At 69.2% G+C, this 26,954-nt stretch carries 22 protein-coding genes; 6 read left to right on the forward strand and 16 right to left on the reverse strand.

Annotated elements, in window-relative coordinates:
* Positions 1 to 6 precede the first annotated feature (6 nt).
* From HND91_RS16605 to HND91_RS16630, 6 genes are all read right to left on the reverse strand, one after another.
* Entirely contained in the window at positions 7 to 999 is a 993-nt protein-coding gene (locus HND91_RS16605) for an ABC transporter permease (protein WP_181707720.1), read from the reverse strand.
* 3 nt (positions 1,000 to 1,002) lie between these two features.
* Positions 1,003 to 1,953: an ABC transporter permease gene (locus tag HND91_RS16610; protein ID WP_246329538.1), complete on the reverse strand. Its 951-nt coding sequence runs from the start codon at positions 1,951 to 1,953 to the stop codon at positions 1,003 to 1,005.
* A gap of 52 nt (positions 1,954 to 2,005) precedes the next feature.
* On the reverse strand, positions 2,006 to 3,523 hold the full coding sequence (locus HND91_RS16615) for a sugar ABC transporter ATP-binding protein (protein WP_181707722.1): 1,518 nt from the start codon (positions 3,521 to 3,523) through the stop codon (positions 2,006 to 2,008).
* Positions 3,524 to 3,613: 90 nt separating this feature from the next.
* On the reverse strand, positions 3,614 to 4,591 hold the full coding sequence (locus tag HND91_RS16620; protein ID WP_181707723.1) for an ABC transporter substrate-binding protein: 978 nt from the start codon (positions 4,589 to 4,591) through the stop codon (positions 3,614 to 3,616).
* A gap of 227 nt (positions 4,592 to 4,818) precedes the next feature.
* Entirely contained in the window at positions 4,819 to 5,958 is a 1,140-nt protein-coding gene (locus tag HND91_RS16625; protein ID WP_181707724.1) for a mandelate racemase/muconate lactonizing enzyme family protein, read from the reverse strand.
* A 59-nt stretch (positions 5,959 to 6,017) separates the two neighbouring features.
* Positions 6,018 to 7,496 carry an aldehyde dehydrogenase family protein gene (locus HND91_RS16630; RefSeq protein ID WP_343057371.1) on the reverse strand — a complete coding sequence of 493 codons (1,479 nt, stop codon included), beginning with the start codon at positions 7,494 to 7,496 and terminating at the stop codon, positions 6,018 to 6,020.
* 210 nt (positions 7,497 to 7,706) lie between these two features.
* Between HND91_RS16630 and HND91_RS16635 the strand changes: the two genes are divergently transcribed.
* Both HND91_RS16635 and HND91_RS16640 read left to right on the forward strand, forming a co-directional pair.
* Positions 7,707 to 8,438, forward strand: coding sequence for an FCD domain-containing protein (locus HND91_RS16635; protein WP_181707725.1), 732 nt, complete (start codon positions 7,707 to 7,709; stop codon positions 8,436 to 8,438).
* Between the two features lie 92 nt (positions 8,439 to 8,530).
* Complete coding sequence (locus HND91_RS16640; RefSeq protein WP_181707726.1) at positions 8,531 to 10,156, forward strand: GMC family oxidoreductase; 1,626 nt, start codon at positions 8,531 to 8,533, stop codon at positions 10,154 to 10,156.
* Between the two features lie 19 nt (positions 10,157 to 10,175).
* Here the strand turns inward: HND91_RS16640 and HND91_RS16645 are convergent, their stop codons facing one another.
* The 7 genes from HND91_RS16645 to HND91_RS16675 all read right to left on the reverse strand — a co-directional run bounded on the left by HND91_RS16645 (position 10,176) and on the right by HND91_RS16675 (position 18,312).
* On the reverse strand, positions 10,176 to 11,564 hold the full coding sequence (locus HND91_RS16645) for a TIGR03808 family TAT-translocated repetitive protein (RefSeq protein WP_181707727.1): 1,389 nt from the start codon (positions 11,562 to 11,564) through the stop codon (positions 10,176 to 10,178).
* 107 nt (positions 11,565 to 11,671) lie between these two features.
* Complete coding sequence (locus HND91_RS16650; RefSeq protein ID WP_181707728.1) at positions 11,672 to 12,166, reverse strand: SRPBCC family protein; 495 nt, start codon at positions 12,164 to 12,166, stop codon at positions 11,672 to 11,674.
* Between the two features lie 117 nt (positions 12,167 to 12,283).
* Complete coding sequence (locus HND91_RS16655; protein ID WP_181707729.1) at positions 12,284 to 13,387, reverse strand: ABC transporter ATP-binding protein; 1,104 nt, start codon at positions 13,385 to 13,387, stop codon at positions 12,284 to 12,286.
* 47 nt (positions 13,388 to 13,434) lie between these two features.
* On the reverse strand, positions 13,435 to 15,096 hold the full coding sequence (gene bglA / locus HND91_RS16660) for a beta-galactosidase BglA (protein WP_181707730.1): 1,662 nt from the start codon (positions 15,094 to 15,096) through the stop codon (positions 13,435 to 13,437).
* Positions 15,097 to 15,240: 144 nt separating this feature from the next.
* Positions 15,241 to 15,663 (reverse strand): DUF2141 domain-containing protein, encoded by a 423-nt coding sequence (locus HND91_RS16665; RefSeq protein ID WP_181707731.1) that lies wholly within the window; start codon positions 15,661 to 15,663, stop codon positions 15,241 to 15,243.
* A gap of 186 nt (positions 15,664 to 15,849) precedes the next feature.
* On the reverse strand, positions 15,850 to 17,748 hold the full coding sequence (locus HND91_RS16670) for a calcium-binding protein (RefSeq protein WP_181707732.1): 1,899 nt from the start codon (positions 17,746 to 17,748) through the stop codon (positions 15,850 to 15,852).
* Between the two features lie 135 nt (positions 17,749 to 17,883).
* Positions 17,884 to 18,312: a hypothetical protein gene (locus HND91_RS16675; RefSeq protein ID WP_181707733.1), complete on the reverse strand. Its 429-nt coding sequence runs from the start codon at positions 18,310 to 18,312 to the stop codon at positions 17,884 to 17,886.
* 153 nt (positions 18,313 to 18,465) lie between these two features.
* Between HND91_RS16675 and HND91_RS16680 the strand changes: the two genes are divergently transcribed.
* Positions 18,466 to 19,386, forward strand: coding sequence for a LysR substrate-binding domain-containing protein (locus HND91_RS16680; protein ID WP_181707734.1), 921 nt, complete (start codon positions 18,466 to 18,468; stop codon positions 19,384 to 19,386).
* A 35-nt stretch (positions 19,387 to 19,421) separates the two neighbouring features.
* Here HND91_RS16680 and HND91_RS16685 read toward each other — a convergent pair whose 3' ends face one another.
* The 3 genes from HND91_RS16685 to HND91_RS16695 form a co-directional block, all read right to left on the reverse strand.
* Complete coding sequence (locus HND91_RS16685; RefSeq protein ID WP_181707735.1) at positions 19,422 to 20,246, reverse strand: carbohydrate ABC transporter permease; 825 nt, start codon at positions 20,244 to 20,246, stop codon at positions 19,422 to 19,424.
* Complete coding sequence (locus HND91_RS16690; RefSeq protein ID WP_181707736.1) at positions 20,243 to 21,193, reverse strand: carbohydrate ABC transporter permease; 951 nt, start codon at positions 21,191 to 21,193, stop codon at positions 20,243 to 20,245. The genes HND91_RS16685 and HND91_RS16690 overlap by 4 nt, the downstream gene beginning before the upstream one ends.
* 182 nt (positions 21,194 to 21,375) lie before the next feature.
* On the reverse strand, positions 21,376 to 22,656 hold the full coding sequence (locus tag HND91_RS16695) for an ABC transporter substrate-binding protein (RefSeq protein WP_181707737.1): 1,281 nt from the start codon (positions 22,654 to 22,656) through the stop codon (positions 21,376 to 21,378).
* Between the two features lie 326 nt (positions 22,657 to 22,982).
* On the opposite strand from HND91_RS16695, the gene HND91_RS16700 reads away from it, so the two are divergent.
* The 3 genes from HND91_RS16700 (at position 22,983) to cysN (ending at position 26,944) form a co-directional block, all read left to right on the forward strand.
* Positions 22,983 to 23,912, forward strand: coding sequence for a lysophospholipid acyltransferase family protein (locus HND91_RS16700; protein WP_181707738.1), 930 nt, complete (start codon positions 22,983 to 22,985; stop codon positions 23,910 to 23,912).
* Between the two features lie 222 nt (positions 23,913 to 24,134).
* A complete protein-coding gene (gene cysD / locus HND91_RS16705; RefSeq protein WP_181707739.1) occupies positions 24,135 to 25,043 on the forward strand; it encodes a sulfate adenylyltransferase subunit CysD in 909 nt (302 codons plus the stop codon).
* Entirely contained in the window at positions 25,043 to 26,944 is a 1,902-nt protein-coding gene (gene cysN, locus HND91_RS16710; RefSeq protein ID WP_181707740.1) for a sulfate adenylyltransferase subunit CysN, read from the forward strand. Before cysD ends, cysN begins: the two co-directional genes overlap by 1 nt.
* The last annotated feature ends 10 nt before the right edge of the window (positions 26,945 to 26,954 follow it).

Genomic DNA, 26,954 nt, shown 5'->3' on the forward strand with positions numbered 1-26,954 from the left:
CCGGCGTCAGTCGTCCTCTTCGCCCGTGGCGATCCGGGCCTGGATCAGCACGAAGAGGAGCAGGAAGGCGCCGCGGATGACGCTCTGCCAGTAGGCGGACAGCGAGATCCAGCCCTTGCCGTTCTCGAAGTTCAGAACGTTGAACAGGAGCGCCAGCAGCATGGCGCCCGCGAACGTGGCCGCCACCGAGCCGACGCCGCCGGTGAGGAGCGTGCCGCCCACCACCACGGACGCGATGGCGAACAGCTCCCAGCCGACGCCCTCGGTCGGCTGGCCCGCGCCGAACTGGGCGGCGAGGATCACGCCCGCCAGACCCGCGAGCGCGCCGGACGCCATGTAGACCCCGGTGAGGATCGTCTCCACCGACAGGCCCATCAGCCGCGAGGCGTCCTCGCTGCCGCCGACGGCCAGGATGCGCCGGCCGATCGGCCGGTGTTCCAGGACGACCCAGCCGATCACGAAGGCCGCCAGCATCACCCAGGCCGGGATGGGAAATCCGAGGAAGTCGTTCTGGCCGAAGGTGATGAAGGCGGTGTCCCAGGACACCGAGACCGACTGGTTGCCGGCCAGGAGGAGGGCGGTGCCGTAGGCCGCCAGCATCATCGCCAGGGTGGCGATGAAGGGCGCGATCTTCAGGCGCGTGACCACGAGGCCGTTGATCAGCCCGGCGAGGAGCCCGGCTCCCGTGCCGGCCGCCACGCCGGCCGCGAGGCCATAGCCGGACGCGTAGGCCGCCACCACGCTGCCGAGGGCCGCGACGCCGCCAACGGAAAGGTCGATGCCGCCGGTGATGATGACGAAGCACATCCCGAGCGCGATGAGGGCGAACATCGAGTTGTAGCGGAGGAAGCTCAGGATGTTGTATTCGCTGAGAAAATTGTCGTAGCGCGCCCACCCGAACAGGATCAGCGCGACGAGCGCCAGGACCACGCCCCAGCGCGCCATGGCGCGCGGGTTGCGAAGGGTGCGGCGAGCGGGGGCGGGGGCGACGGCGGTCATGGCTCAGGAGCTTCCCTTGGCGCGCTGCTGGATCCAGACGGCGAGGATGATGAGGCCGGCCTTCACCACCAGGGCGGCGGCGTCCGGCACGCCGTTGGCGAGGAGCGTGTAGCGGACGAGCTGAATGACGAGCGCGCCGAGCAGCGTGCCGATCACCGAGGCCCGTCCGCCGGTGAGGAGGGTGCCGCCGACGGCGACCGCCGCGATGGCGTCGAGCTCCATGCCGAGACCGACGAGGTTGGCGTCCGCCGCGCCGTTGCGCGCGACCACGATCAGGCCGGCGAGGCCGGCGAGCGCGCCCGAGATGGCGTAGACCCAGCGCGAGATGCTCTTCGACGCGATGCCCGAGAGGCGCGCCGCGCGCGGGTTGCCGCCGACCGCCAGCAGCTGGCGACCGAAGACGGTGCGCGTCAGCGCATAGCCGGCGACCGCCACGATGATCGCCATCAGGATCACCTGGACGGGCACGCCGAGGACGCGGCCGAGGCCGATGAACTGGAACGTGGGTTCCTTGAAGACCTGGAGGTTGCCGTTCGTCATCACCTGGGCGATGCCGCGCCCCGCGATGAAGAGCACCAGGGTGGCGACGATCGGCTGGATGCGGAAGCGCGTCACCAGCCAGCCGTTGAAGAGGCCGAGGAGCGCCGCCGCCACGATCGGCACCGTGAAGGCGAGGGCGAGGCCGAGACCGGGCGAGACCGGGAAGAGCTTGCCCATGAAGATCAGCGGGGCGAGCGTGCCGGAGATGGCCATCAGCGAGCCGACCGACAGGTCGATGCCGCCGGCCGCGATCACCAGCGTCATCCCGACGCCGACGATCACGATGGCGCAGACCTGGGTGAGGTTCACGTTCACCGTCTGCCAGGACAGGAAGTTCGGCGTGAACGCGGCGTTGAACAGGATCAGGAGGACGAGGGCGACCAGCACGCCGTAGCGCCGGACGGCCTCGGCCATGGAGGCGCGGCGGGGCGCGGCCTCGGCAGGGCGGTGGACCTGGACGGACGTGTCAGCCATGGGGCGCTCCGGTGGTGGGGACGTCGGACGCCATGGCGGCCATGATGGAGGTCTCGTCGATCTCGCCGGCGTGCAGGTCGCGCACCGACCGGCCGTCGGACAGCACCGTCACCCGGTCGGCGAGGCTGATGATCTCCTCCAGCTCGGACGACACCATCACGACGCCGAGGCCGGCGCCGGCGAGCTCGCGGATCATGGTGAGCACGTCGGCCTTGGCGCCCACGTCGATGCCTCGCGTCGGCTCGTCCACGATCAGGAGGCGGGGGTTCATGGCGAGCCAGCGGGCGAGCAGCACCTTCTGCTGGTTACCGCCCGAGAGTTCGCGGATCTTCTGGTCCGGTGAGGCGAGCTTGATGCCGAGCCGCCGGATGAAGCGGTTCACCACCTCGCGCTGGGCGGCCCGGTCGATCACGCCGGCCTTGGCGAGGCGGGGCATAAGGGCGAGCGTCAGGTTCTCGGCGACGCTCATGTCCGGGATGATGCCCTCGATCTTGCGGTCCTCGCTGAGGAAGCCGAAGCCCGCCTCGATCGCCTCCGAGGGCTCGCCGAAGGCGACGTCGCGGCCGTCGAGCTTCAGCGAACCGGCCTCGGGCCGGTCCGCGCCGAAGAGCACGCGGGCGGTCTCCGTCCGGCCGGAGCCGAGGAGGCCGGCGAGCGCGACCACCTCGCCGGAGTGGACGGCAAGATCCACGTCGCGCAGGCGCCGGCCGCGGGCGAGGCCCGCCGCCTCCACGATGGGGGCGCCGGCCTTGTGGGGCGGGGCGTCGTGCAGGCGGTGCTCGGCGGCGGCGAGGGCCCGGCCCAGCATGGCGGTGACGAGGTCCATCTTGGTGATGGCCGACATGGGATGGACGCCGATTGTGGCGCCGTCGCGCATGATCGTCACCCGGTCGCAGACGGCGTAGAGCTCGTCCAGCCGGTGGCTGACGAAGAGGACGGAGACGCCGTCGCGCTTCAGGGTGCGGATCGTGTCGAACAGCGTCGCCACCTCGCGCTCGTCGAGCGAGGAGGTGGACTCGTCCATGACCACGAGGCGCGCCTTGCGGCTGACCGCGCGGGCGATGGCCACCATCTGGCGGGTCGCGGCATTGAAGGTGGAGAGCGGCGCCTGCACGTCCACCGACACGTTGAACCGGGCGAGCGCCGCCTCCGCCTCGCGGTTCATCCGGCGCCAGTCGATGAAGCCGAGCCGGGTGGGCTCGCGACCGAGGAAGACGTTCTCCGCCACCGATCGGTGCGGGACGAGGTTGATCTCCTGGTAGATGGTGCTGATGCCGGCGTCCTGGGCGGCGCCCGGATTGGGGAAGTCCACCGGCCGGCCGTCGAACGTCAGCGTGCCCTCGTCGCGGCGGTAGGCGCCGGTGAGGATCTTGATCATGGTCGACTTGCCGGCGCCGTTCTGGCCGACGAGCGCCATCACCTCGCCGGGTTCGATCTCCAGCGACGCGTCGACGAGCGCCGGCACGGCATTGAACGCCTTTCGGATGCCATGCATGGCGACGAGGGCCATCGGCTTGCCTCCGGTCTCTGCGAGGGGCTTGTCATGCGAACGGGCCGGCCGGCGGTTGCCCGCCGGCCGGCCGATCACGCGCGGGCCGGATCAGTAGGCGTTGGCCACTTCCTCGGCCGCGTTTGACTTGTCGTAGAACGCGTCGATGTTCTTCACCCACGGCTCGATCGTCTCGCCGTTGACGTAGCGCTGCATGGTCTCGAAGGCCTTGGGCCCGAAGCGCGGGTTGCACTCCACCACCGCGGCGATCTTGCCGTCGACCACCGCCTGCACGGCTTCCTTGCCGCCGTCGATGGAGAGCACCATCACGTCCTTGCCGGGCGTCTTGCCGGCGGCCTCCAGGGCGGCGATCGCCCCCATGGCCATCTCGTCGTTGTGGGCGTAGATCACGTCCGCGTCCGGATGGGCCTGCAGCAGGGCCTCGGCCACCTGGCGGCCCTTGTCGCGGGCGAAGTCGCCGGACTGGGAGGCGACGACCTGGAAGGCCGGGTTCGACGCGATGGTGTCGTCGAAGCCCTTCTTGCGGTCGTTGGCCGGCGACGAGCCGGTGGTGCCCTCCAACTGGATGATCTTGGCGCCCTCCGGCTTCTCCTTCATCAGGAACTCGGCGATGCGCTTGCCCTCGTCGATGAAGTCGGAGCCGATGAAGGTGACGTAGTCCTCGCCGGCCTTGGCGAGCGACTGGTCCACGTTGCGGTCGAGCAGGATGACCGGGATGCCGGCCTTCTTGGCGGCCATCACGGCCGGGATCAGCGGCTTCTCCTCGCGCGGGGCGAGAAAGATGATGTCGACGCCCTGGGCGATCATGGAGTTGACGTCGGCGACCTGCTTGGCGGCCGAGCCGGCGGCGTCGGTATAGACGAGCTGGTAGCCGAGCTTCTCCGCCTCGGCCTTCATGCTCTCGGTCTGGGCGATGCGCCAGGGGTTGTTGGACTCGGTCTGCGCGAAGCCGACCTTGTAGGTGTCCTTCTTCTCCAGCGGCGGCAGGCCCTGGGCATAGGCGGCGGAAAGGCCGACCGCCAGGGCGGCGGTCGCCATCAGGACCACGCGACGGGTAAGCATGGGCATCGTACTCCTCCCTTGTTTGAGCGCCATTCTCCTCCCGGCGCCCTTGCTTCAAAGAGTGCGGCAAACACCATCAAGGTCAATCACTGGCAGAACGGGCTTTGCCGTTCGTATTTCAGGCTCCTCGTGCCGCCGTCCGGACGATCCGGCCGTGATCTCCCTCGATCCACTCCGCCCGGACACTTGTGCCGGACGAGGTTCTGTTTCGGATCCGACGTCTCCCGTCCTCCTCAGGCGCGGGACGCCGGATCCGCATCTTCCAGCTTGTCCCAGTCGAACACGACGCCCGTGCCGGGCTCGTCCGGCGCGACGGCGAGTCCGTCCTCCATCACGAGCGGGCGGCGGGTGTAGCGGTCGATCGGGAAGCTGTGGACCTCCAGCCAGCCGGCGTTCTCCTGGGCGGAGACGAGGCTGACGTGCAACTCCTGCATGCCGTGGCTGCAGGCCGGGATGCCCTTCTCCTTCGCCATGCGGGCGGCGCGCAGCCAGCCGGTGATGCCGCCGCAGTTGGAGGCGTCCGGCTGGATGAAGCTCAGCCCCGCATGGTCGAGAGCCATCCGGAATTCGTGGTGGGTGTGGAAGTTCTCGCCTGACGCCAGCGGCATCCCGGTCTCGGCGGCGATGCGCGCGGTGCCGAACCAGTCCTCCGGCTCGGTCGGCTCCTCGAACCAGAGGAGGTCGAACGGCTGAAAGGCGCGGGCGGCCTCGATCGCCTGCTCGACCGAGAGGCCGTAGTTGGCGTCCACCGCGAACCCGACGTCGGGCCCGATCGCCTCGCGGACGGCCGCGACCCGGGCGACGTCGTCGTCAAGGTCCGGCCGCCCGACCTTGATCTTGACGGCGTTGAAGCCGCGGGCCACGTGCGCCCTGACGCTCTCCACCAGCCGCTCGCGGGAGAAGTTGAGGTCGACGCCGCCCCGGTAGGCCTTCGTGGTCCTGCCGGCGCCGCCCGCCATGCGCCAGAGCGGCTGGCCCGCCGTCCGGCAGCGGATGTCCCAGAGGGCGATGTCCACGGCCGACATGGCGAAGGCCGCGATGCCGCCCCGCCCCACATAGTGGATATGCCACCACAGGCCCTCGGCGATGGCTTCCACGTCGCCGGCGTCGCGGCCGAGGAGGAAGGGCGTCAGGTCGTCCTCCACCATGGCCAGGATGGCTCGGCCGCCCTTGCCGCCGGTGTAGGTGTAGCCGGTGCCCTCGCGTCCGTCCGCGGTGCGGATCGTGACGGTGACCAGCTCGAAATGGGTGTGGTCGCCGTGCTTGGCGTCGGAGAGCACCTCGTCCAGCGGCACGCGGAAGAGCCGGGCGCGGACGTCCCGGATGGCGGATCCGGAGCTGCTGTCGGACGGGGTCTGGGCCGGGCTGGACATGGGATGCGGACGCTCGGGACTTTCGTGGTCGAAGAGGGAGGGGGCGCGGCCGGCGGCCGTCAGCCCCAGTTCACGTACATGGTCTTTCGGCGGAAATAGCCGTCGAGGCCGTACTTGCCGTCCTCGCCGCCGAGGCCCGACTGGCGCCAGCCGGTGTGGAAGCCCTGCACGAGTTCGCCGCAGGTGCGGTTGAAGTAGATCTCGCCGAAGTGGAGCCCCTCCACGGTGCGCATCAGCCGCTTGAGGCTCGACGACCAAACGTAGGCGGAGAGCCCGAAGGCGCTGTCGTTGGCATGGCGGAGCGCTTCCTCGAAATCGTCCACCACCATCGCCGGCACGACCGGGCCGAAGATCTCCTGCTGCATGGCCGGCAGCCCGTTGTCCCTGGCGAGGAGCACCGTCGGGGCGTACCAGTGGCCCTTGGCGTGCTCGCCGTCTCTCAGCGGCCCGCCTGGGAGCAGGATCTCGGCCCCGGCCGCGACGCTGGCGTCCACGATGGCGGCGACCTTGTCCACCTCCGGGGCGCTGATCTTCGGCCCCATGTCCGGGTCGGTCAGCGGGTCGGCGATGCGCAGCGCCCGCGCCTTGGCGACGAACTTGTCGAGGAATTCGTCGGCGATCGCCCGGTGCAGATACATGCGCTCGTTGCAGGTGCAGATCTGCCCGCAGTTGGTGAAGCGCGCCGTGATCGCCGCGTCCACGGCGCGGTCGATGTCCGCGTCGTCGAGCACGATGAAGGGAGCCTTGCCGCCGAGTTCCAGGCGCAGGACCTTGATCTGCGGGGCGCCGGCCGCGTAGATCTCCCGGCCCGCGCGGGTGCTGCCGGTCATGGTGACGAGGTCCGACGACGGGCTCTCCACGAGGGCCTGGCCGACCGTGCGGCCGGCGCCCGTGACCACGTTCACCACGCCCTTCGGGATGCCGACCGTCTCGGCGAGGGCCGCGATGGCGAGGCCCGACAGGGGCGTGAACTCGTGGGCCTTGAGCACGAAGGTGTTGCCGGCGACGAGGGCCGGGCCGAGCTTGCGGGTGGTGAGCGCGGCCGGGTAGTTCCAGGCGGTGAGCCCGACCACCACGCCGTGCGGCACCCGGCGGATCCAGACCTCCTCGTCGGGCGAGTCGGAGGGGAGAATGTCGCCCTCGATGCGGCGGGCGCTCTCGGCGGCATAGCGCAGGAAGGTCTCGGTGGCGGCGATCTCGCCGCGCGCTTGGCCGATCGGCTTGCCCTGCTCGGCGACCACGAGGCGGGCGAGAAGGTCGGCGTTCTCGTCGATGGCATCCGCGAGGGCATCCACCGCCTTGCCGCGCTCATAGGCCGGGAGCGCGGCCCAGGCGGGCTGCGCGGCCCTGGCGGCAGCGAGCGCCGCTTCCGCGTCGGCGGCCGTGCCGTCCGGAATGGTGGCGATGATGGCCTCGGTCGCCGGGTTCTCGACCTCGATCTCCCCGGAGCTGCCGCCCCCGGTCCATTCGCCGCCGATGAGCATGCGGGCCCGCATCACGGACCGGTCGGTGAGCGCGGTGGCGAGGTCCTGGAGCACGAAGCCTCCTCCCGAGATGCTGCGGCTGAACAGTTTGGTCGTACCAAACAAGGTGCGTGAGTGAAGATCTGATCGGACCGCGAGTCAATCCCCTTTTCATATATCCAGGGACTGCCATCTCAGCCGCGCAGGGTGCACGCAGGCAGGTCGGCTTGATTTTCCGAACTGGTTCAGCAACACTCGCTCGAGTTTGGTTCGACCAAGAAATCCATGGCGCCCCTCGACACACCCTTCATCGATCTTGCCGAAGCCGCTTCCGGACGGGCCGCCGACCAGCTGGTCGGCGCCCTGGAGGCCCGCATCGCCTCCGGCGACCTCGCCGATGGGGCGCATCTGCCGGCCGAGCGGGACCTGATGGCCGAGTTCGGCACCAGCCGCACGGTGGTGCGCGAGGCGATCGCCCGTCTGGCGAGCCGGGGCCTCGTGGAAAGCCGGCCGCGCTATCGGCCGGTCGTCCGGCGGCCGGGATACGACGCGGCCCTGAGCGCCGTCGGCGGGGTGGTGACGCACCTTCTGAAGCAGCCGGGCGGCGTGAAGAACCTCTACGACACGCGCATCTACCTGGAGGCCGCGCTGGCCCGGACGGCGGCCCTGTCCGCCCGCAAGGACGACATCGCGGCCCTGCGCGACGCCCTGGAGGCCAACCAGGAGGCGATCCCGGATTCGCAGCGATTCTACGCCACCGACGTCGCCTTCCACGCGGTGCTCTACCGGGTGCCGCGCAACCCGATCTTCCCGGCGGTGCACAAGGCCTTCACGTCGTGGCTGGCGAGCCACTGGCAGCAGATGCCCCGCTCGCCCGAGCGCAACCGCATCAACTACCTGAGCCACAAGGCCATTTTCGACGCGATCGTGGAACGCGATCCCGACGCCGCCGAGAAGGCGCTGACGTCCCACCTGAACGCGGCCTGGGAATACGTGCGCGGCACGTTCGAGGACTGATCGGCGAGGACTGATCGGCGACGAGGATCGGCGAAGACCGACCGGCGGGGAACGGCCGGACCAACAAGACACAAGCATGGGAGGCCCGGCGCATGGCGCGGGAGGAGTTCGACCACATCGTGGTGGGCGGCGGATCGGCCGGTTCGGTGGCGGCCGCGCGGCTGGTGAAGGACGGCGGCGCCCGTGTGCTGCTCCTGGAGGCGGGGCATTCGCACCGGCATCCGCTTCTCGACATGCCGCCCGGCATCTTCAAGATGATCAACGGCTCCAAGTACATGCGCTACCACACCACGGTGCCGCAGGAGCATCTGGGCGGCCGTGCGCACGACATCCCGCAGGCGAACGTGCTCGGCGGCGGCTCGAGCGTGAACGCGCAGGTCTACATGCGCGGCCGGCCGTCCGACTACGACGAGTGGGACGAGATCCTGCGCGGCAACAACGACGGCGCCGACTGGAGCTGGAAGGCGGTGCTGAAGCACTTTCGCGGCATGGAGGGCAACAACCGCCTGAACGACGAGCGCCACGGCACGGACGGACCGCTCCACGTATCCGACCCGGGCTATATCGATGACTTCTCGCGCTGGTTCGTCCAGGCGGTCCAGGCGCTCGGCGAGCCCTACAACCACGACTTCAACGGCCCCACCCAGCGGGGCGTGGGCTTCTACCAGTTCATGAACCGGCGCGGCCGGCGCTCCAGCGCGGCCTACGCCTATCTGGCGCCCCTGGAGGGCGACCCGCGGCTCACCGTCCGCCTGCAGTCCGAGGTGCAGCGGATCGTCATCGAGCGCGGCGAGGCGGTCGGCGTGGCCTACCGGGTGAACGGCGGCGAGGAGCGGATCGCCTATGCAAAGGGCGAGATCGTGGTGGCGGCGGGCGCGCTGGTCAGCCCCAAGCTCCTGATGCTCTCCGGCATCGGGCCGGCCGATCACCTGCGCGACCACGGGCTTCCGGTTCTCGTCGAGAGCCCGGGCGTCGGCGGCAACCTGATCGACCATCCGGAGGTGCCGATCATCGCGCTCGCCAACGGGCCCTACGGCTACTACCAGCAGGGCGTGGGTTGGCGGATGCTGAGGAACGGCATCCACTTCAAGCTCTTCGGCACCGGGCCGATCACCTCCGCGGGCGTCGAGGCCGGCGCCTTCGTGAACCCGGAGGATCCGGACGGCGTGCCGTCCATCCAGGCCTTCTGCGTGCCGATCGTCTACCTCGATCGCGACACCCGCACCCTGGTGGACGACGCCCACGGCCTGACGGTGACCACCGTGGTGGTGAAGCCGAAGTCGCGCGGCACCGTCCGGCTGCGGTCGGCGGACCCGGCCGCCATGCCGCTCGTCTCGCCGAACCTTCTCCGCGAGCCGGAGGACATGGCCGCGATGATCGCCGGCCAGCGCTTCTTCGTGAAAGCCTTCGAGACGTCGCCCCTCAAGGAGCGGGTGAAGCGCGTGGCGATCCCGAGCCCGATGGACCTCTCCGACGAGGCGCTCGCCGCCCACTGCAAGCGGTTCGTGAAGACCAACTACCACCCGGCGGGCACCTGCCGCATGGGCGCCGACGGCGACCCCCTGGCCGTGCTCGACGCCCGCATGCGCGTGCGCGGCGTCGCCCGGCTGCGCGTCTGCGACATGTCCGCCGTGCCGAACATCAACGCCGGCAACACGAACGCCCCGGCCATGATGCTCGGCGACCGCTGCGCCGACTTCGTGATGAACCGGTCCTGAGAGGAAGAGCGCCCGCCGCTCAGCCCACCCGGTTTCCCCGCACGGTCAGGTGCGGCGCGAGGAGGCCGGAGGCGAGCATGTCGCCGGTGGCGAGGTCTTCGGTCACGGCCTCCGCCCAGCGCATGCCGCGCACGCCGCCCTCGGCGACCTCGCTCATCAGGTTGTCGGTGATGACGCTCGCGCCGGCGCCTTCCACCACGCTCACCGCGACGCCGATGCGGCTCTTGCGGATCACGTTGCCGGTGGCGGAGACGTCGCGCAGGTACGGTCCCCAGCCCATCAGGATGCCGACGCTCGGGGCGCCGTCGATCACGTTGCCGGTCACGGCGGTGTCGGCCTCCACCGAGATGCCGATGCCGAAGTTGAAGCCGTATTCGTCCGGGTAGGGCGCGCCGTTCCGCAGGTTCCGGATCAGGTTGCCGGTGACGACGGCGAGCCGCCCGCCTTCGTTGAAGTTGGCGATCGACACGCCGATGGCGGCGCCGTCCACCACGTTGTGGGCCACCATGGCGCCTTCGAAGCCGAACTCCGAATAGATGGCGGTCTCGCCCGAACGCAGGCAGCTGTTGCCGGTGATCTGCACGTTCGAGCCGGCGTTGGAGCGGATCGCCGAGAAGGCGCAGTCGGTCACGCGGTTGTTCGTAACGATCACACCGGCGGCGCGGAAGACGTTGATGCCGTTGCCGTTCTGCCCGGTGCCGCCGGACTTGGCGCCGATCCGCTCCACCCGGTTGGCGGTCACGATGGTGCCGTCCTCGCCCGCCTCCCAGCGGTGAACCAGGATGCCGCCGTCGCCGCAGTCGGAGACCGTGTTGTCCATGATGGAAAGGCCGGTGGCGTCCACCGACCAGAGGCCCGCCTGCCTGGCCCCCGTGAGCCGGCAGCGGCTGACCCGGCCGGAGACGCGCTCGAGCGTGACGCCCATGCGGGCGCTGCCGATCACCTCCACCTCGTCGAGGGCGACGTCCGCCACGTCGGTGAACTGCACGAGACCGGTGGCGTAGTCGCCGAGCGGCCGGTTGGCGCCGTCGAGCACGATGCCGTCGAGGCCGACGCCGCGCGCGTGCACGGCCTCGATCAGGTGGCCGCCGCCGCCGTAGACGAGCCGGGTGCGGCCGGGCACGCCGACGAGGGTCAGGCCGTCCGGCAGGGTGATGTTGGACACCTGGTAGCGGCCGGGCGCGAGGAAGAGCGGGCGGTCGTCGCGTACGGCGCGGTCGATCGCCGCCTGCAGCACGGCGCTCTGGTCGTCCACCGCACCGGGCCTGAGGGCGCTGTCCGCCTCCAGGAAGGAGCCGCGAAGGTCGGCGAGACGGATCCGGGCCGGCACCGTGTCTGCCCGCGCCGGCGCGGCGGCGAGAGCGGCGCCCGCCGCGGCCGTGCCGAACAGGAACGATCGTCTGTCCATAGCGCAACTCCAACATCCTATCGGAGCTGCGCACGCAAAAGCCGTTCCGGCAGGGGCGTGCCGGAACGGGACAGGTCGGGCCGGCGGCAGCGCCGGCCGTGTGGCGGTCAGTTGGTCGCGAGCGCCTTTTCCATGATGGACGCGATTCCCGGTGCGTAGATGCCCTCGACGATCGCCTTGGCCTCGTCGTCGCTCACGCCCTTGGCGTCGAAGGTGCCGAGCCAGCGAACGCCCGCGCCGCCGTCGTCGTCGGCCTTCACCGACAGGGTCGCCTTGTAGTTGGCGACGGGGAGGGGGCTCTCCAGGATGATGTAGGTGTACTTGGTCTCGGCCTCGTTCCACTCCACCAGTTCCTCGACGAACTTGGCGCCGTCCTTGGTGGTCAGGGTGCGGATCTGCTTGCCGTCCTTGTCCGAGAGTACGCAGTCGGCGATGGCCGGATGCCAGGACTTGATGCCGCAGAAGTCGCCGATCACCTTCCAGGCGGCCGCCACGGTGATGGCCTTGCTCTCTTCCCGCTTGCGGGCTTCGACCGCGGACGCGGGCGCGGCGGACACGGCGGCGATCGCCGCCGCAATCGTCAGAAGGGCGATAGAGCGCATGGTTTCAGAGTCTCCCCGGTGTTTCCTCCGGGCCGTCTTTCGCAGCCCGGTCCGGAAAAACACTAAGGCTCTCGTCCACCTCCGCTCAAATTAACTCTCCGCAATGATCCGGTGAGTTCAAGCCGCCGCCGCCGCCCGAGCGCGGCGAAGTGCGCGGCCTTCCGCGTCGAAGACGTGCAGCCGGTCGGGCTCGGCGGTGACGGCGAGCACCTCGCCGCGTCGCACGGTCGCGTCGCCGTCGATCTTGGCGACGATCGGCTCGGCATGGCCGGCGTCCACATAGGCGAGGGTCACCTCGCCGAGCTTCTCCACCAGCGCCACCTCGCCGCGGAAGAGGCCCTCGCCGTCGGTCGGCCGCAGGTCCTCCGGCCGGACGCCGAGGGCCGCGGTCGCCCCCGCCGCGCCGGCGGGCACCTCGACGGCAGCCTCGATCGCGCGGCCGTTCTGCGGGCGCACGCGCCCGGGAAACCCGGCCGCCTCGATCACGGCGGGCACGATGTTCATGGAGGGCGAGCCGATGAAGCGCGCCACGAACAGGTTGTCCGGCGCGTGGTAGAGCTCCAGCGGCGAGCCTACCTGCTCCACACGGCCGGCGTGCAGCACCACGATCCGGTCGGCGAGGGTCATGGCCTCCACCTGGTCGTGGGTCACGTAGATCATGGTGGTGGCGCTCATCCGCTCGTGCAGGCGGGCGATCTCGATGCGCGTGGCCACGCGCAGTGCCGCGTCCAGGTTGGACAGCGGCTCGTCGAACAGGAACACCTTGGGATCGCGCACGATCGCGCGGCCGATGGCGACGCGCTGCCGCTGGCCGCCGGACAGCTGGCGCGGCAGCCGGTCGAGGAGGCCGGTGATCTGCAGCATCTCCGCCGCCGCCCGCACGCGCCGGTCGAGGTCGGCCTTGCTGGCGTTCGCCAGCTTCAGGCCGAACGCCATGTTGTCATAGACGGTCATGTGCGGGTAGAGCGCGTAGGACTGGAACACCATCGCGATGCCGCGCTTGGCGGGCGGCAGGGCGTTCACCACCTTGCCGTCGATCGAGAGCGTCCCCGCCGTGATGTCCTCCAGCCCGGCGATCAGGCGCAGGAGCGTGGACTTGCCGCAGCCCGACGGGCCGACGAAGACGATGAACTCGCCCGAGCGGATGTCGAGGTCGATGCCGTGCAGCACCTCGACGCTTCCGTAGGCCTTGCGCACTCCTCTCAGCACCAGATCCGCCATGTCCGTCCTCCCGAGACGCGTTGCCGGCGACGGGAGGTGGCTCGCGACTAGGCCACCCGCCCGAAGAAGGCGTCCTCCGGCCCGAGGGTGATCACCCCGCCGGCATCGGCGCCGGTGAAGCCGAGCCCGGTGATCGCCTCCACCGCGATCCCGTCCGGCAGCGTCCAGGCCGCCGCTTCGCCTCCGAGGTTGAACACGCAGAGAAGCGCTTCGTTTCCTTGCCGACGGAAAAAGGCCAGCACCTCGCCCTCGGTCGGCAGGAATTCGATGTCGCCGGAGAAGAGGGCCGCCTCGGACCGCCGGAAATGAATGAAGCGCTTGTAGTGGGCATGGAGCGATCGCGGGTCGCCGACCTGGGTGTCCGGTGCCCGGGCCGCGTGCTCGGCCGGCACCGGCAGCCACGGCCTGGCGGTGGAGAAGCCGCCGTAGGGGGCGTGCGCCTCCCAGACCATCGGGGTGCGGCAGCCGTCGCGGCCCTTGAACTCCGGCCAGAAGCGGATGCCGTAGGGGTCCACCAGGTCCTCGAAGGCGAGGTCCGCCTCGGTCAGGCCGAGCTCCTCGCCCTGGTAGAGGCAGACCGAGCCGCGGAAGGAGAGCAGCAGGCTGCCCATCAGGCGGGCGAGCCGCTCCGGATCGGCGCTGCGGTCCATGAAGCGGCTGTAGTGGCGCATGACATCGTGGTTGGACCACGCCCAGCAGGGCCAGCCGTCCGTCGCCCGCGTTTCGAACCGGTGGAGCGTGTTGGTGACGAACTCCCGGCCGTAGCCGTTGCCGAGGAAATCGAACGTGTAGCACATGTGCAGCTTGTCGCCGCCGGAGGTGTACTCGGCCATGGTGTCGAGCGAACGGTCGCCGTCGCCCACCTCGCCGACCGCCGTGGTGCCCGGGTAGCGGTCGAGGAGCGCCCTGAACTTCCGCAGGAAGCCAATGTTCTCCGGCCGGGTCTTGTCATAGACGTGCAGCTGCCGGCCGTAGGGGTTCACCGCCGGGGCGTCGTTGCCGGTCGGGCCGGACTCCATCGGCGGATTGGAGCGCAGCTCCTGGTCGTGGAAGTAGTAGTTCACGGTGTCGAGCCGGAACCCGTCCACGCCGAGCTTCAGCCAGAACTCCACGTCGGCGAGCAGCGCCTCCACCACCTCCTCGTTGTGGAAGTTGAGGTCCGGCTGGGAGGCGAGGAAATTGTGCAGGTAGTACTGGCAGCGGCGGCTGTCCCACTCCCAGGCCGGGCCGCCGAACACGGACAGCCAGTTTGTGGGCGCGGTGCCGTCCGGCTTGGCGTCGGCCCAGACGTACCAGTCGGCCTTCGGCTTGGTCTTGTCCTTCCGGCTCTCGGCGAACCAGGGATGCTGGTCGGAGGTGTGCGACAGCACTTGGTCGATCATCACCTTCATGCCGAGCCGGTGCGCCTCGGCCACCAGGGCCTCGAAATCCTTCAGGGTTCCGAAGATCGGATCCACGTCCCGGTAATCGGACACGTCGTAGCCGAAGTCCCGCATGGGCGAGGTGAAGAAGGGCGACAGCCAGATCGCGTCCACCCCGAGGTCGGCCACGTAGCCGAGCCGGCGGGTGATGCCCGGCAGGTCGCCGATGCCGTCGCCGTTGCTGTCCTGGAAGCTGCGCGGGTAGATCTGGTAGATCACCGCCCCCCTCCACCAGTCCGGGCTCGAGAAGCGGGAGGCGGCGGTCGAGGTCAGGACTGGCTTGTTCATCGGGCGACGAATCCAGACGGCAGGAGGACGAGCGAACGTCGCCACATTACGCGAAGTGCGTGCGCCGCAAGAGAGACGTTCGCGGTGCGGCGACGGGCGCGCCTCCTTCATACGTCGGAGATCGTTTCCGGATGCTTGCGGTCGTCAATCGTCGAGCGTCACCGACACGGTGTTCACGCCCTCGCCATCGACCCGGACGGCCGCGTCGCGGAAGCTCGGGGCGCCGATGCGCGGGCGGGCGTCGTTGGTGACGCCCCACGGCTCCTTGGGGATGCCGAGGACGTTGGTGTCGGTCTTGCGGTTGCCATTCACGTCGTGGGAGACCGCGACGGCGTAGACGCCGGGGCGGAGCGCGTCGAAGCGGCAGGTGACGCCCGCCGGGTCGGCCTTGACCCAGGTGGCGGCCGACGCCGCTCCGTCCGACAGGAAGCCCTCCTCGCCCGCGTAGAGGGCGCAGCCGACCTCGCCCTCGGCGGAGCCGACGCCGCTGACCGTCACCACCAGGGAGGCCGAGAGGGCCGGGGTGGCCAGGGCGGTCGAAAGGCACAGGATCGCGATGCGCACCATGGTCCGTCTCTCCGGGGCCGTCCGCCCGCCTGCCGGGCCGGATCGGTTCCGGTGTGAACGATGGAGCCTCAGGCAAGGATCCGGGTCCTTCCAGAACAAGTCGCCCCGCGCGCGGTCCGGCAGGGGTGCCCGGGGCCGGCGCGCGGGGCGCTTCGCAGTCCGACGATGTCTTGGGAGAAGCGATCGTCAGACGGTCAGGAAGTCGTTCGCCTCCAGGCTCGCCACGTGGACGCGGATGCTGTCGTCGGCCCCGAGCACCACGTCGACGAAGCCCGCGCCCGCCACCAGCCGGCCGCCCGTGACGAGGTCGTCGTAGGTGAAGCCGTAGTCGGTGATGTCCAGGAGATCGCCGACGCCGAAGCCGAACACCTGGTCGTGGCCGCTGCCGGTCTCGAACACGAAGAGGTCGGAGATCCCGTCGTCCGCGAGCGGATCGTCGAGGCCGGACCCATGGAGGAGGTCGTTGCCCGCGCCGCCGATCACGATGTCGCCGCCGCCCGCGCCGGCCAGGGTGTCCGCGCCGCCGGCGCCGACCAGGATGTCGTTGCCGGCCGCGCCGATCGCCTTCAGGCCGGTGGTGGACGTGACGTCCTCGGCGAAGAACACGCTGCCGGCGCTGCCGGTCGCCTCGTAGACCAGTTCCTGGGCGATCTCTCCCGACAGGATGATCCGGTCGCCGCCCTCGCTGCCCTCGATGAACAGCTTCTCCACGTTCTGGACGAAGCCGCCGTTGACGGACAGCGCGCCGCCGCCGGTGCCTTCCATCGCGATGGTCTGGACGTCGGTGCCGGCGGTGCGCAGCGTCAGGCTGTCGATGCCCTTGTTGCCGTTGATGCTGTCGTCCGAGTTGATGTCGGAGATCCGGAAGATGTCGTGGGACTTGCTGCCATGGATGATGCCGTGGCCGCCGTCCGCGTCCACCTCGAGAACGACGCCGCCCGCGCCGCCGGCGTTAATGTGGTGCATGCCGTCCGAGTTGACGACCACGCGCTCCAGGCCGGACTTGGCGAAGTTGCCGTAGACGTTGACCTTGGTGGCCGCGCCGGTGTCGATGTAGAGCTCGCTGACGGACGAGACGACCGCGCCGTTCACCCGGATGCCGCCGGTCGCCGCGCCGACGTTGTACTTGGCCTCTTCGCCGACGGAGAGGGTGTCCTGGCCGAGCGCGCCGCCGGTGACCACGTCGCCGCGGCCAATGTCGTCCAGGTGGAAGTGGGTGACGCCCGCGGCGGAGCCGACCAGGGTGTCCTTGCCGGTGCCGCCCCAGATCTCGTTGACGACGAACTCGGTGTCGCTGCCGGCGGAGATCCAGTCGTTGCCCGCGCCGCCCCAGATCTGGTCGGCGCCATCACCGCCGTCGATCTTGTCATCGGAGGCCCCGCTGACGATCGTGTCGTTGCCGTCGCCGCCGAAAATCGTGTTCCGGCCGTTGCCCGCGACGACGATGTCGTCGCCCGCGCCGGCGTTCAGGTTCGTGCTGATCCAGGTCCACTGGAAGCTGGCCGGATCGATCACCTTCACGTCCACGTCGTCGCCGATGGTGATGGTGTCGTCGCCGGCGCCGGTGTTGATCTTGAAGTGGTTGGTCCAGATGTCGCCGTTGGTGGCGACGTTGACCTTCACCATGTCGTCGCCCGACCCGAGCTTCACCTCGGCGCGCTTGACGTCGTCGAGGGTGATCGACTGGTCCGTGGTCTCGTTCAGGGTCAGCCAGACATCCACGAAGTTTGAGACGGTGAGCTGCGCCCCGTCGAAGCTGTCGATGCGGATGTTCTTGATGACGTTCCAGTCGCGGTTCTGCGTGATGCTGGCAACGTCGTCGCCGGTCCAGTCGATGGAGACCGCCGGTCCGCCCCAGCCGGGGATGGTGTTGGTCTCGAAGGTGGCGGACCGGATCGCGGCGTCGCCCTCGGCGGACGAGAACACGCCGGAACTGCCGGTCTGGGTCACGCCCGGAGCGGCTTCGGTGGTGTACTCGTAGCCGGTCAGGAAGTTGCGCCAGTAGAAATCGTGGGCAAGACCGCTCTGCGGCGCCCAGCCGGGATCGACGGAAGTTTGGGACAGATCGAACGCCAAGGTACTCATAAGGGCCTCCACAACCATGCAAGCAGTTGAGAATGTTCCGGAGAGCCCTGCAACCTTGCGATCTCGTCAACCGTAACCGCCTGTTCACCGTTCGCCGGGGATTTGACTTACAATTCGCCCAAGTTTTCCGGCTTTTTAGCCGCGAGTTTTCCGGCAAGTTGGAGGACAATGGACGGCCATCCAGGCCAAGCCTGCGGTCTTGCCGGCCTGCGATCGGATCCGGAAGGGAAGGATGCTACTCAAGCGCGATCGCCAGCGCGACCATTGCACGTGAGAGAAGAAATTTCGGGTGGTGAGCGCCGGGTGAATCCCATCCGCAGTTTCCGCACCCGTCTCCGAGCCCCGCCTTAAGGTCCCCGCCTCAACCGGTGCGAAACGCGAGTCCGTGTGGGCGGGAACACCGGTGCCGGACGGGTGGTCGCACGGGGCTTCGGGCGCGGGCCAGAGCGGCAGGTCGGCGAGGTCGCGGGCCGACATGGCGGCGAGGTCCGGGTGGGCGAGGAGGTCGAAGTCGGCCGCGCCGGGCGCGTCCGGGTCGCGGGAGAAGATGCCGAACAGGGTCATGGCCGTCGGTCCTTGAGGACAACACGAGACCATCACTTCGCTCCGTCGGGCGGCCTGTGAAAATGGAGCTTTGCGGAGCGAGCCTATAGGAAAGCTATAGGCATGCGCCGACGCCCATGGCGGTTTTCGGGCGGGCGCGGTAGGAGATCGCCCATGGATCCTCTTTCGCGCGTGCACCTCAACGGTTTGAGGGCGGTGGAAGCCGCCGGCCGCCTCGGCTCGCTCGCCAGGGCGGCGGAGGCGCTCAACGTCTCGGTCGGGGCGGTCAGCCAGCAGATCCTGAAGACCGAGAAACAGCTCGGGCGGACCCTGTTCCGCCGCACCCCCAGAGGGCTGGAGCCGACCCCGTTCGGGGCCGAGGTGCTCACCCACCTCACCGACGGCTTCCACGCCCTGTCCCGGGCGGTGGCGCTGGCCGGTCCGGCGCCGGAGACCTGCCTCACGGTGTCGGTGCCGCCGGTGCTCGCCGGGCGCTGGCTGGTGCCGCGCCTGTCGGCCTTCACGGCGGACCGCCCGGACCTGTCGATCCGGATCGACGCGGCGCTCGCCTTCGCGGATCTCGACGGCGGCGAGATCGACGTGGCGCTCCGGTGGGGGGAGGGGCCGTGGCCGGACGTGCGGGCCGACAGGCTGCTCGTCCAGCAGGTGTTCCCGATCTGCGCGCCCGCGCTCGCCGCGCGCCTCCGTTGGCCGCAGGATCTGGCGACCGTACCGGTGATCCGCGACCACGGCTCGGTCGACCTTTGGACGCCATGGCTCGCCCGCCACGGCCTGGAGGGCACGGCGCTCCGCTACGGGCCGATCTACTCGGACGGCTCGCTCTGCCTGGATGCGGCGATCGCCGGCCAGGGCGTGATGCTGGGCTGGCAGACCCTCGCCTACGACGCCCTGAGGGACGGGCGGGTGGTGGCGCCCTTCGCCGGCACGGCGCCGACGGGCCGGTCCTACTGGTTCATCTCGTCGCGAGGGCGACCCCTCCGTCCGGTGGAGATCGCCTTCCGCGACTGGCTCGCCCGCGAGATGGCCTCGACCCTCGACGGGCCGCCGTTCGCCGCCCTCCTCGGGCCGAGGTGACCTCGCCGGCGCGGCGGCGCGCGCCGGCTCCGGGCTCAGCCCTTCACGGCGCCGGCGGTGAGGCCGGCCACGATCTTGCGCTGGAAGATCAGCACCAGGACGATCAGCGGCACGGTGACGATCACGCTCGCCGCCATGATGTTTCCCCAAGGCGTCTCGAATTCGGTCGCGCCGGACAGGAGGGCGATCGCCACCGGCACGGTGCGCTGGTCGTTGTTCGACACGAAGGTGAGGGCGAACAGGAACTCGTTCCAGGCGGAGATGAAGGCGAGGAGGCCGGTCGTCACCAGGGCGGGCCAGAGGAGCGGCAGGAAGACCTTGGTGATGATGGTCCACGGCCCTGCGCCGTCCACGATCGCCGCCTCCTCGATCTCCACCGGCAGGTCGCGCATGAAGGTGGTCAGCACCCAGACGGTGAACGGCAGGGTGAAGATCATGTAGGCGAAGATGAGCGAGAACAGCGAGTTGTAGAGGCCCGCCGCCCGGATCATCTCGAACAGGCCCGCCAGCACGGCGATCTGCGGAAACATCGACACGGACAGGATGGTGACGAGCAGCAGCCCCCGGCCGCGGAAGGGGATGCGCGACAGGGCGTAGGAGGCGGTCACGGCAAGAAGCAGCGAGATCGCCACCACGGAGGTCGCGACGATCAGCGAGTTGACGATGTTGCGCAGGAACGAGCCGGACGACAGCACCCGAACGTAGTTGTCGAACGACACGACGGTCGGCCAGTAGTCCACCTGGAAGATGGCCGTGCCGGATTTGAAGCTGGTGATGATCGCGTAATAGAACGGGAAGACCGCCTGCACGACGATCACGAGCACCAGCAGGTAGAACAGGATGGTCTTGACGATCCTCATGACCGGTTGCCCTCCAGGTCCATGCGGCCGAGCGTGATGGTGAGGAGCACCATGAGGGCGATCACCACGAAGAGCAGGGTCGAGGCCGCCGAGCCGTAGGCGAACTTGTCGAACTGGAACAGGTTCTCCTGCGCGAACACCGACATGGTGCGCGTCCGGTCGTTGTTCGGCGTCAGCACGTAGACGAGGTCGAAGACCCGCAGCGCGTCGAGCGCGCGGAAGATGACCGCCACCATGATGGCCGGCCGGATCAGCGGCAGCGTGATGCGGAAGAAGACCTTCACCGGGTGGACGCCGTCGAGGCGCGCGGCCTCGTAGATGTCCGACGGCACGAGCTGCAGGCCGGCGAGGATGAGAAGCGCCATGAACGGCGTGGTCTTCCACACGTCCACGATGATGACGGCGACCATCGCGGTATCGGGCGAGGCGGTCCACGCGATCGGGGCGTCGAGGAGGCCGAGCCTGAGGCCGATGTCGTTCAGGATGCCGAACTGGTCGTGCATCATCCAGGCCCACATCTTCGCCGACACGATGGTCGGGATGGCCCAGGGCACCAGGACCGCCGCCCGCACGATCGCGCGTCCGGGGAAGGAGGCGTTGAGGACGAGCGCCACGATGAGGCCGAAGACCGTCTCCAGCGTCACGGAGATCAGCGCGAAGCGCAGGGTGTTCCACACCGCCGCCCACCAGCCCTCGTCGAACAGGAGGCCGAAGTACTCTCCGTCGCCGTCGCCATAATCCAGATATTCCAGGTAGTTGAGGAGGCCCACCCATTCGGCGGAGCCGAGCGAGTCGAGCTTGGCGTCGGTGAAGGAGAACCAGATCGTGCGGGCGAGCGGCCAGCCCGCCGCGAGCGCCAGCACCAGGAGCATGGGGGTGAGAAAACCCCAGGCGGCAAGGACGCGCTGACGCCCGAGCTCGGAATTTCGCGACACGGGTCCGGCCATGGCGACGGCTCCATGAGGGGCGACGGAAAAGGGCGGGGGAGACGACGGCTGCGGCGGTCGCCGCGACCGCCCAGGCGATCGCCGCGATCGCCCAGGCGGGCGCCTCGGCCGCGTCCGCCCGGAAGCGTGCGCCGCGCCGGCCGCGACGGGCCGGCGCGGACGGGATCAGGGTCGGGCCGGGGTCACCACTCGCCGCCCTGCAGGCGCTTCAGCCGGGCGGCCAGGCGCTTCAGGTTGCTCTCGCCGTCGCCGTTGCCGGAGAGCGTGTTGTGGACGGCGGTCCAGAATTCGCTGGAGACCTCGTTGTACTTGGTCTTCGTCGGCGCGGACGGGCGCGGCACCGCGTTGAGGAAGACCTCCTTCCAGCGCGGCACGATCGGCTGCTTCTCGACGATCTCCGGATCGTCATAGAGGGCCACCAGCGTCGGCAGGCGGGAGTTGGTGAGCGCGCGGAACTTCTGCGCCTCCTCGGACGCCAGGAACTTCACGAGCTCGATGGCGGCCTCCTGGTTGCGGGAGTACTTGGAGACCGCCAGGTTCCAGCCGCCGAGCGTGGCGGCGGACCGCTCGCCGCCCTCGCCGATCGGCAGGGTCGTGGCGTCGAACTTGCCCTTCACGGCGCTGTCGTCGCTGTTGCCGAGGGCGTAGGCATAGGGCCAGTTGCGCATGAACACCGCGTTGCCGGTCTGCCAGACGCCGCGGGCATCCTCCTCCTGGTAGGCCAGGACGCCGGGCGGCGAGATGGTGTTGATCCAGCTGTGGGCGGTGTCGAGCGCCTTCGCGGCCTTAGGGTTGCTGATCGAGATGGTGCCGTCCGGCTCCACGATCTGGCCGCCGCCGAAGGACACCACCCATTCCAGCGCGTTGCAGGTGAGGCCCTCGTAGGCGTTGCCCTGGAAGACGAAGCCCCAGAGCTGCTGGTTGCCCTCGGCGCGCTCCTTGTCCTGGATCTCCTTGGCGGTGGCGGCCATCTCCTCCCAGGTCTTCGGCGGCTGCTTGCCGTATTTCTCCAGGAGGTCCTTGCGGTAGTAGAGCGCCGGGGCGTCCGTGTACATCGGCATGGCGACCAGCTTGCCGTCCACGGTCTGGCTCTCGATGATCGCCGGGAAGTGCTTGTCGATCTCCTCGGCCACATGGGGCTTGAGGTCGATGAAGTGGGCGGCGAGCTGCGGCGCCCAGATCACGTCGGTGCGGTAGACGTCGATGTCCTGGTTGCCGGCGGACAGCCAGAGCCGGTACTGGCCGAACTGGTCGGTCGTGGAGGCCGGCATGGACACCAGCTTCACCGTGTGGCCGGACTGCTGGGCGAACCGGTCGAGCTGCTGCTGCATCTCGGCGAGATCGTTGCCGACCGCGCCGGACACGACCGACAGTTCCGCCGCCCGCGCCGCGTTCGCGCCGACCAGCGCGCCGATGAGCGCCGTCGCCGCCAGCAGCCGGCCGAGCCCTGTGTGCGTGTTCATGAATTCTCCTCCCTGGTGTCGGACCGTCTCCCGCGATCCCCGCCGGCGGCGCCGTCCCGGGCCGTTCCGGCCATGCCGCGACCTGGGTCAAGTTGACGCTCCCGCCGGGGTCTAACGCGGGCGCTCCGGGGATGTTCCGGCCGGTGCTGTCCAGTGCGGTCGATCGTGCCGCGCCGCTTGCGCGGCCATGGCGGCGGGGGTCCGGCCCGGGGCGGGAGGAGGGGGCGAGGAAGGGGTGGACGGGCGGGGCGGATCGTCATCCTTCCTTCGCAAAAAATGTCTACCCGTGCCATAAACGAGCATCACCGCCGCGCCCGACAGACCCGATGCAAGATCCGATCTTCAGCTACGCCGATCCGACCTTCCCGCCTCTCAAGCGCAACCTGATCCGCTTCATCGAGCGGGCGACCGGGCAGCCCCGGCTGAAGCGCCTCTACATGGAGAACCGGCGCAACCCGGTGCCCGGCGAAAGCTTCTTCGAGGCGGCGGTGCGGCGCCTGGAACTGAACGTGGAGATCGACGGGGATAAGCTGGACGCGATCCCGCGAACCGGCCCCCTGGTGGTGGTCGCTAACCATCCGTTCGGCGTTCTCGACGGCATCGTCATCTCGTGGCTCATCGGCAAGGTCCGGTCGGACTTCCTGGTGCTGACCAACGCGGTTCTCCTGAGGGCGCCCGAAGTGGCGCCCTATCTGCTTCCGGTGGACTTCGCCGAGACCGAGGAGGCTCTCGCCACCAACCTCAAGACGCGCGCCACCGCCCGGCGGCACCTGGAGAACGGCGGCTGCATCGTGGTGTTTCCGGCCGGCGGCGTCTCCACCGCGCCGGACCGGCTCGGCCGCAAGCAGGCGATCGATGCCACCTGGCAGCCGTTCACCAGCCAGCTGATCCAGCGCACCCGCTCCACGGTGGTGCCGATCTTCTTCGCCGGCCAGAACTCGCGCCTGTTCCAGATCGCCAGCCACATCCACCTGACGCTCCGGCTGTCGCTGATCTTCAAGGAGGTGCACGACCGCATCGGCACCCGGATGCCGGTTGCGATCGGCGACGCCATCCCGTTCGACGACATCGCCCACCTGTCGGACCGGCGCGCCCTCGCGGACGACCTGAGGGCCCGCACCTACGCGCTCGGCGAGCGCTTCCGCCAGTTGGAGGAGATCAGCCGGCGCAAGCGCCCGATCGACGCCCTGAAGCGCCTGCCGGCGGCGCTGCGCGAGCGGCGCAACCGGGCGCGGATGCGCCGCGTCGAGCGCTGACGGAGGGGGTGGCTGCACCGCCTCGAGCGCTGACGGAGCAGTGGCGGCGACCCCCCGGAGCGCCGCGATGGTCGCCGTTCCACGTCCGGCGGCAGCCGCGAAAATCTATTCTCCTGCGCACCGCTCGTCGGCACCACGCAACCTTGTCGCAAGCCTCGTCGGCCATTATCCCAGGGGCCATGGGACGGGCCCGTCTCCAGGCCCGGTTACGAGAGGATCGTCGTGTCTGCCAATCGTCTGACGCATCTGAAGCGTCTGGAAGCGGAGTCCATCCACATCATCCGGGAGGTGGCCGCCGAGTTCAAGAACCCGGTGATGCTCTATTCCATCGGCAAGGACTCGTCGGTGATGCTTCATCTGGCGATGAAGGCGTTCCACCCGTCCAAGCCGCCGTTCCCGCTCCTCCACGTGGACACCACCTGGAAGTTTCGCGAGATGGTCCGCTTCCGTGACGAGACCGCCAAGCGGCTCGGGCTCGACCTGATCGTGCACACCAACAAGGAGGGCGTGGCGCAGGGCATCACGCCGTTCACCCATGGCTCGTCGGCCTACACCGGCATCATGAAGACCGACGCCCTGAAGGCCGCGCTCACCCAGTACGGCTTCGACGCGGCCTTCGGCGGCGCGCGCCGGGACGAGGAGAAGAGCCGCGCCAAGGAGCGCATCTTCTCCTTCCGCACGCAGACCCACGCCTGGGACCCGAAGAACCAGCGGCCGGAGCTCTGGAAGCTCTACAACGCGCGGGTGAAGCCGGGCGAGTCGATCCGGGTCTTCCCGCTGTCGAACTGGACCGAGCTCGACATCTGGCAATACATCCTCCTGGAAAACATCCCGATCGTGCCGCTCTACTTCGCCGCCGAGCGGCCGGTGGTGAACCGGGACGGCATGCTGATCATGGTGGACGACGACCGGCTGCCGCTGAACCCCGGCGAGACGCCGGAGAACCGGCTGATCCGCTTCCGCACCCTCGGCTGCTATCCGCTGACCGGCGCGATGGAGAGCGATGCCGCCACGCTGCCGGAGATCGTGCGCGAGATGCTGATCGCCCGCACGTCCGAGCGGTCGGGCCGGCTGATCGACCACGACGAAGCCGCCTCCATGGAAAAGAAGAAGCGCGAGGGATACTTCTGATGAGCGCCCTTGAGACCCTCGACGTCGAAGCCTTCACCGACTACCTCGCCCGCCACGAGCGCAAGAGCCTCCTGCGCTTCCTGACCTGCGGGTCGGTCGACGACGGCAAGTCCACCCTGATCGGGCGGCTTCTCTACGACACCAAGCTGCTGTTCGAGGACCAGCTGAAGAGCCTGGAGCGCGACAGCCGCAAGCACGGCACCGTGGGCGAGGACATCGACTTCGCCCTCCTGGTGGACGGCCTGGAGGCCGAGCGCGAGCAGGGCATCACCATCGACGTCGCCTACCGCTTCTTCGCCACCGACGTGCGCAAGTTCATCGTCGCCGACACGCCCGGCCACGAACAGTACACGCGCAACATGGCGACGGGCGCGTCCAACTCGGACCTGGCGGTCATCCTGGTGGACGCCCGGCACGGCATCCTGACCCAGACCCGCCGGCACTCGTTCATCGTGTCGCTGCTCGGCATCCGCCACGTGGTGCTGGCGGTGAACAAGATCGACCTCGTCGGCTATTCCAAGGACGTGTTCGACCGCATCGTCGAGGAATACCGGCAGTTCGCCGCCGACTTCGGCTTCAAGACGCTGCAGCCGATCCCGCTGTCCGCCCGCTTCGGCGACAACGTGCTCGACCGCGGGCCGAACATCTCCTGGTACTCCGGCCCGACGCTCGTGGAGCACCTGGAGACGGTGAACGTCGAGGACGAGAACCTCGACAAGCCGTTCCGCATGCCGGTGCAGTGGGTGAACCGCCCGAACCTCGATTTCCGCGGCTTCTCCGGCACCATCGCGTCCGGCCGCATCCGCCCGGGCGACCCGGTGGTGGTGGCGAAGTCCGGCCGGGCGTCGACCGTGAAGGCGATCGTCACCTATGACGGCGACAAGCCGGAGGCGCAGGCCGGCGAGGCCTTGACGCTGACGCTCGCCGACGAGGTGGACGTCTCCCGCGGCGACGTGCTGACCACGCCCGACCAGCGGCCGGAGGTGTCCGACCAGTTCGCCGCCAACCTGATCTGGATGGCGGACGAGCCCCTGCTGCCGGGGCGCTCGTATCTGTTCAAGCTCGGCACCAAGACGGTGTCCGGGCAGGTGACCGAGATCAAGCACAAGACCGACGTGAACACCTTCAGCAAGCTGGCGGCCAAGACCCTGGCGCTGAACGAGGTGGGTGTCGTCAACGTCGCGCTGTCGGAGCCGATCGCCTTCGACGCCTATACGCAGAACCGGGACACCGGCGCCTTCATCGTGATCGACCGGCTGTCGAACCTGACGGTCGGCGCCGGCATGGTGGAGTTCGGTCTCCGCCGGGCGACCAACATCCACTGGCAGGCTCTCGACGTCTCCAAGGAGTCGCGGGCGGCCCTGAAGGGCCAGAAGCCGGCGGTGCTGTGGTTCACGGGGCTTTCCGGCGCGGGCAAGTCGACCATCGCCAACCTCGTGGAGAAGAAGCTCCATTCGCTGGGGCGGCACACCTACACCCTCGACGGGGACAACATCCGCCACGGGCTCAACAAGGACCTCGGCTTCACCGACGCGGACCGGGTGGAGAACATCCGCCGCGTCGCCGAGACCGCGAGGCTGTTCGTGGACGCCGGCCTGATCGTGCTGGTGTCCTTCATCTCGCCGTTCCGGTCCGAGCGCCGGCTGGCGCGCGAGCTTGTGGAGCCGGGCGAGTTCCTGGAGATCTTCGTGGATACGCCGCTGGAGGTGGCGGAGACGCGGGATCCGAAGGGCCTCTACAAGAAGGCGCGGCAGGGCCAGATCAAGAACTTCACGGGCATCGACAGCCCGTACGAAGCGCCGGAAAACGCGGAGATCCGCCTCGACACCACGTCGGGCACGGCGGAGGAACTGGCCGAGCGCATCGTGTCGTATCTTGTCGCCAACGACTTCGTCATCTGAGGGACATTGT

This window comes from Chthonobacter rhizosphaerae (assembly GCF_013839525.1).
In the GTDB taxonomy this organism is placed as follows: domain Bacteria; phylum Pseudomonadota; class Alphaproteobacteria; order Rhizobiales; family Pleomorphomonadaceae; genus Chthonobacter; species Chthonobacter rhizosphaerae.